The sequence below is a fragment of the Corallococcus praedator genome (genome assembly GCF_003612125.1).
Lineage (GTDB): Bacteria > Myxococcota > Myxococcia > Myxococcales > Myxococcaceae > Corallococcus > Corallococcus praedator.
In genome coordinates, this window is record NZ_RAWI01000473.1 from 1 (window position 1) to 6406 (window position 6406).

At 72.0% G+C, this 6406-nt stretch carries 2 protein-coding genes; both read right to left on the reverse strand.

All coding sequences use genetic code 11. The features are described 5' to 3' along the window. Positions 1–5494 (reverse strand): hypothetical protein (locus tag D7Y13_RS46050; RefSeq protein ID WP_158626185.1); only part of this gene is annotated, 5494 nt, incomplete at its 3' end. Between the two features lie 76 nt (positions 5495–5570). Further along, on the reverse strand, positions 5571–6406 hold an 836-nt coding region (locus tag D7Y13_RS36440), incomplete at its 5' end, for an RluA family pseudouridine synthase (RefSeq protein ID WP_147452580.1).

The window sequence follows — 6406 nt, forward strand, 5'->3', positions numbered from 1 at the left end:
CCTCCTCGTCGTCCCAGGGATGCGAGGGAGGAGCGGCCGGCGGTGGGCGGGCACTGTCGGCCCGGGAGGGCGCGGACGCGCGGGCCTTGGGCGTCGCGGGGCCTGGATCTCGTGATGCGGCCGGGGTGGAGGCGGCGGCCTTGCGCGAGACGGCGGAAGGCGTGGGAGGCGCGGCCAGAACCTGTGAGGGCACAGGCTCGGAATCGGGCTCGATGGGGGCGCCGAAGGCCGTCGTCCGCTCTCGGGGAGGAGCGGCGGGAACGCGCGGATTGCGACCGGTGGCGCCCCCCGGAGCTTCATCCTCCCGCATCGGCGCTGGACCACGGACGGGCAGCCCCGTGTCCGACGCCTGCCCCGAACTTGTCGCGGCTCCGCGCGCGGACTTCGAAGAGGAGGCACGGGCCGAAGTGCTCGGCCCAGGTGCGGCATCCGCAAGCGAGGGAGGGCTTTCCGTTGGGGCCTTCACGGCGCTGGACTTGCGTCCCGCCGTGGAAGCTTCGACCGGTGCGTGACTTCCCAACGGGACTTTTGCGGCGCCGGGCTTGCTCGCCGCCGTGGAAGCTTCAACCGGTGCATGACTTCCGGATGGGGCCTTCTCTGCACTGGACTTACGTCCCGCTGTGGAAGCTCCGACCGGTGCGTGACTTCCCGAAGGTGCCTTCACGGCGCCGGGCTTGCGCCCCTTCGCCGCGGCATCATCGCCAGGCGTGGGACTTCCCGAAGAGGACTTGAGGGGCACCTCCGCGTTCGGTGACGTGTCCGCTGCCGAAGCAGCGCTGCCAGACGCGGCCTTCGCGGACGTGGGACGACGGAAGCTGTCCTCGCCCGGAGCGGCACCCGACACCGAGGCGTGACTCCCGGAGGGTGCCTTCACGACGCCCGACTTGCGCGCCCCTGCCCCTGCCTCCGCGACCGGCGCGTGGCTTCCCGCCGAGGCCTTCGCGGACGCCGCGCGGGACACCTCCGCCGCATCCTCCGCCCCTGGGGTTCCCCGGTCCGACTTCGAGGAAGACGACTTCGCGCCAGACGCCGCGGACTTCCGGGCCGCACCGTCCTTCGCCTGGACCGGGCGCTGCTCGGCGGCGGGCGAGGACTGCTCGGCCGCGACCAGCGAGCCGACGTCGGTGTTGGACGTCACCTCGTCGGACAGGTCCTTGCTCTTGACCGGGACGCGGCCCGTGGGAACCGGAGGCGCCACGAGCACCGAGGGCGGCGGCACTCCAAGCGCCGGCGCGGGCGCGGTGCGCGGAGGTTCCGGCGGAGGCGGACGGGCGCGCGCATCGCGGGACTTGCGCAGGCTTTCAGCGCGGCGGGCGTAGGTGCGGGCCCGCTCGGTGTTGTGCAGCACTTCGCGGCAGAAGAGCGCGAGCCGCTCCCACATGCGCTGGCGCTCTTCGTCGTCTTCCGTCGCGGTGGCCGCGTTCTCCAGCGCCCAGGCGGCTTCGCCCATCTGCTCGCGCTCGGTGCAGCGGTCCGCGAGCAACAACCACGCTTCCTTGTGGCCCGGCTCGAAGCGCACCGCCTGGCGAAGCTCCGCCAGCGCCGCGCCCGCGTCGCCCATGGCCTCCAGCGTGGCCACTCGCTCCAGGTGCGCCTTGCGAGCGGCGGGCCCGCGGGGTTCGCGGGCGAGCTGCGCGTGCAGGAGCTGACTGAGCGCGGGTAGGTCCCCCAGCCGACGCGCGAGCGCCAACAGGTGCTCCCGAGGCTGTTCGCTGTCCGGGCTCTCCGCGAGCACTTCGGCCCAGGCCCACTGCGCGATGCGCAGATCCCCGAGCGATTCCTCCGCCGTCTGCGCGAGCACCCTTAGCGCATCCAGGCGATCCGGAGCGCGGCGGGGCGCAGCGGCACAAGCGGCGCGCAGACGTTCGGTATGGGCGGGGCGCTCCTCGTCGGAGACACAGCGCACGAGCCCCGCGAGCACCGGCAGCAGGCCCGACACGAGCGCCTCCGCCGCCTCCAGGTCCTCGCGCGCCTTCGCGGGAGCGCCCATGTTCAGCTGTCGCTCTCCGCGCGTCAGCAGGGCGATGGCCCGGGCCCGGGACGTCCGCGCCCGCTTGATCGCGTCGTCGAGCGCACGGCGCACGAGCGACGCGTCCTCGCGCAGGGACAACAGCCGCACCTGTTCACGCAGGGCGGTGCGCTCACCGGTCAGCTCGACGATCTCCCGGTACATGCGAGCCGCGCCCGCGGAGTCCTGGAGTTCGTTCTCCATCACCTCCGCGAGCCGCGTCAGGGCTTCGGCGCGCGCGGGGGCGTCCTTCGCGCGGTCGGCACGCTTGAGGTACAGCTGGGCCAGTTCACGCCACGCACGGCGCGCGATGAGCTGGGATTCCTCACGTTGCGAACGGACCAGCTCCGCGCCCTCTTCCGGCGAGGGCACGGAGGAAGACGCGGCGGCATCCCCACCCGGAGCCGCGTCGGCGCCACTTCCGGAGGGCTTCACCGCAGGGAAGCGGCCGGAGTCGCGCGCTGGCGTGGCTGACGACGGCGCGGCATCCCCTGGAGGAGGGATCACTTCCGAGGTCGACTCCTCCGCATCGAAAGCGGGATTCGATGCGGCGGGCACCAGCACAGTGGTCCGTCGAGGTGACGAAGCTGGTGGCTGCGCTCGCGATTTCTCATCACGCGCCTGGGGTGACGACAGCGCGTCCTTCTCCGCATCGGCCTTCGCGGGAGGGATGATCTCCGAGGTCGGTTCCTCCTCGTCGAACGCCATCGCCGGGGCGCCGGGCACCAGCACCGCGCTGAGCGGACGCGGCTTCGACTTGTCCGCATCGACCGCCTTTGAAGGCGCACCGGCCACGACCGGCTCGGGCGGACGTGGAAGGATCATCTCCGACGTCGACTCGTCCTCATCGAAGGCGTGCGATGGGGCGCCCTGCACCAGCACGGAGTCGAGCACCCGCGAAGGCTTGCGCCCTACGGCATCCTTGTCGGCAGCCGTCTTCTGCGAGGACTCCGACGTGCGTGGCGGGATGGACTCCGAAGCCGACGCACCTTCGAGCGACGTTGAAGGCCCCCCGGATACCGACGCCGCTCCGAGCGAAGCTGGAGTTCGCGCCGGTGGAGGCGTGGCCTCTGCATTCGAAGCGAGGGGCGACGGAGCATCCTCCCTGGCGTCGGAGTTCGTCAGTGAAGAGGCGTCGCGTTGCGAGGACGGAGGCGCTGCATCGGTCGACTTCGCGCCGGGGTGCTTTGACGGAACCTCCGCATCTGACAGTGGAGCGGACTGGGGCAGCGGGCGCGACTGCGCCGTCGGGTGTGCCTCCGCGGCCTTCGGAAGACCCTCTGTCTCCTGTGGCGCTTCGCCCTGAACCGACACACCAGTCGCCGCCGCCTGCGCATCCGGTGGCTGCGTGGTCTTGAACGACGATGCGCTCGACATCGCGACCGCTGCATCGGTGGCGGGCGCCATTTCGACCCGTGAGGGCACGCTGGACGCATCGGCCTTTTCGTCGAGCGCCTGGGTCCTTACTTCGACCTGCGAGGACGCAATCGGTGCCGCAGCGGGCTTCTCAGCGATCGCCTGCGGCACGTCGGCGGGTGAAGGCGCGTTTGATGCGACGCCCCCCTCATCGGACGCCTGCATCACATCGACGGGCGAGGCCACGGTCGGAGCGGCGGACTTCCCATCGGCGGGAGCCGGCATCACATCGACTGGGGAAGACGCGCTTGAGACAGGCGCTCCCGCATCCAGCGACGGCGTCACACCTGCCGGAGATTCCACGCGCTGAGCAGCGGACTTCTCATCGGACACCTGTGCCACGTCCAGCGGCGACAACTCACTCGATGGGGGTGCGGACTTCTCACCGAGTGATGGCGTCACATCCATCGGCGATGACACGCTCAGCGCAGCAGCGAGCTGCTCATCGGACGGCTGCGCCACGTCCGCCGATGACGATTGGCTCAACGTCGCAGCGGACTTCTCATCGGACGTCTGCGCCGCATCCATCGGCGAGGACACGCCCAGCGCCGCTGCGAGCTGATCATCGGACGTCTGCGCCACATCCGCTGGCGACGACACACCCAGCGCCACAGCGAGCTGCTCATCAGACGTCAGGGCCGCATCCGCTGGCGACGACACGCCCGGCGATGCCGACTTCTCGTCGGATGCGTGGGTGGAAACGCCCAACGTGAGGATGGCATCGGACTGAGAAGACAGCCCCTGCTCCAGCGTCGAATTCCCAGCGGCGGACGCCATCGCCTGGACGCCCACCGCAGGCTGTACTGGCGACTCCGACGACACATCCGTGCCTGCACCAGGGGAACGAAGCGAACCAGGCCCGGCAGCCGACGTCGATGAGGCTCCCGCCCCAGCGTTCACATCAGCGACCGCTGACGGAGCCACCTTTCCCTCGCGGGAATCCAGTGACGCCCCGGCCACGTCCACCGACGCACCACCCACCGGTGACGCCGGCTCACTCCCCGTCCAGCCTTCCCTCACGGGTCGGTCCGTATCCGCCGTCACGAATGGCAGATCCGTCGAACGGAACGACATCACAGCGTCAGCGTGTTCGGACTCCAGAGCCTCTGCTGACTCCAGCGAGTCGAGGGACGGCTCCTCGGACACCGCCGCCACCGGTCCCTCGACCACCGCCGCTTGCGGCCCTACAGCCGGAAGCACCGGCGCCGGCGCGCGCACCCTCTCGGCATCGCTCCCAGCGGAAGGCTGGCTCCCAGCCGAAGCCACCACAGGCGATATCCCTCGCGACCTCTCGGCATCCGCCGTCGACGGCAGCCGCGCCCCCTGCGGAGGCGTCACCACGCGCGCCTTGCCCGGTCCCTCATCCTCCCAGGGAAAGTCCGGCCCTCGCGCCGTCGCCCGTCCCAGCCCCGCCCATTCGCCCAGCGGGACCTGCACCGTGTCCGCTCGCGCGGCCCTCGACGATGCGCCCCGCGCTTCGACGGACACCGTCGGCAACTCCACCACGGTGTTCCCTCGCTCCGGATCCGACAGGGCCAGGGCGGACACCTCCACGGTCTTCGTCCGGGACTCCTCGTCCTCCTCGGCCGTCCGCCGCGACGTCGCGCCCTTCGCCTTCGCCTGCCGCTCGCGCAGCACGTCGAGCACGTACCGGGCCCGGGCGTCGTCGGGCGCATCCATCAGCAGCCCATTGAGCACGGCCGCGGCGCGCGCCTCCTGGCCCGTGCGGCGCAGCACCCTCGACAACTGTCGGCGCACCTCGCGGCGCACCGCGCCCCGCTCGGTCACCATCGCCGCGTCCAGCAGGGTGATGACAGCGCGCTCCGTGCCCGCCTTCAGCGCGCACCGCACCAGCGTGGCCGCCAGCCGGGGCGTCATCGACAGTGAACGGCTGGCCGCGACCAGCCCGGAGTACGCCCGGGCCGCCTGTCCCTCACGAAGCAGGCGGGCAGCGTCCCGGCAGACCGCGTCCGCCGCGCCGAGCACGTCTTCTCCGCGCTGGGCCAGTCCCGGCCCGCGAAGAGGAGGCTCCGGCGTCCCAGGACCCTTGCCGTTTGTCCCGCCACCCATGAAGTCCCCAGTCTACACACGATGCGCGGTGCGGTGGGGCCCCGTCCGCCCCCGCCGGGCAATCCGGGACTCGGGGTCAGACGGGATCGCCGTCCCCAAAGGGACCTTCGGGCATCCGGACCCCCGCCGCGACGAAGAAGGCCCGCAGGTCCTCCGGCACCGCCGCCTCCAACCGCAGCGGTTGGCCCGTGCGCGGATGGCCCAGCTCCAGCGCCTGCGCGTGCAGCAGGCAGCGCGGCGCCAGCAGTCCTCCCGCGCTTCCCGCCCCGCCATAGCGCGCATCCCCGAGGATGGGCGTGCCCAGCGCCGTCAGGTGCGCCCGGAGCTGGTGCGTGCGGCCCGTCCGGGGCAGCAGCTCCACCAGACAGAACGCCTCGTTCGCGAACAGCCTGCGGTAGTCCGTCCACGCGGGCACGCCATTGGCCGCGCGGGTCGCCCGCCAGCGCCCGGGACGCGACGGGTCCTTCGACAGGGGCAGGTCCACCGTGCCGCCTTCCGGAAGCCCCGGCCCGGTCGCCGCCAGATACCGCTTGCGCGCGGTGCCCTCCCGGAACGCCTCCGCCAGCGCGGACGTGGCCTGCGCGGACTTGCCGAACACCGTCACCCCGGACGTCTCCCGGTCCAGCCGATGCACGAGCCCCGCTGTCCGGCCCAGGTGCGCCCCCACGACGTCCACGAGGCTCGCACCCACGCGCCCTTCCGTGGGCTGCGCGTTCAGGCCCGCGGGCTTGTCCACCGCGAGCACGTCCTCGTCCTCGAACAGCACGCGCAGCGGCGCGGCCGGCCCGGAGGCCTCCAGCGGACTCTGGCCCGCCTCCTCCAGCACCACCGTCACCACCTGGGCGGCCTGGAGCCGCACGGCCCCGTCCCGCGCCCGCCGCCCCGCCACGTACCTGTCTCTTATACACACTG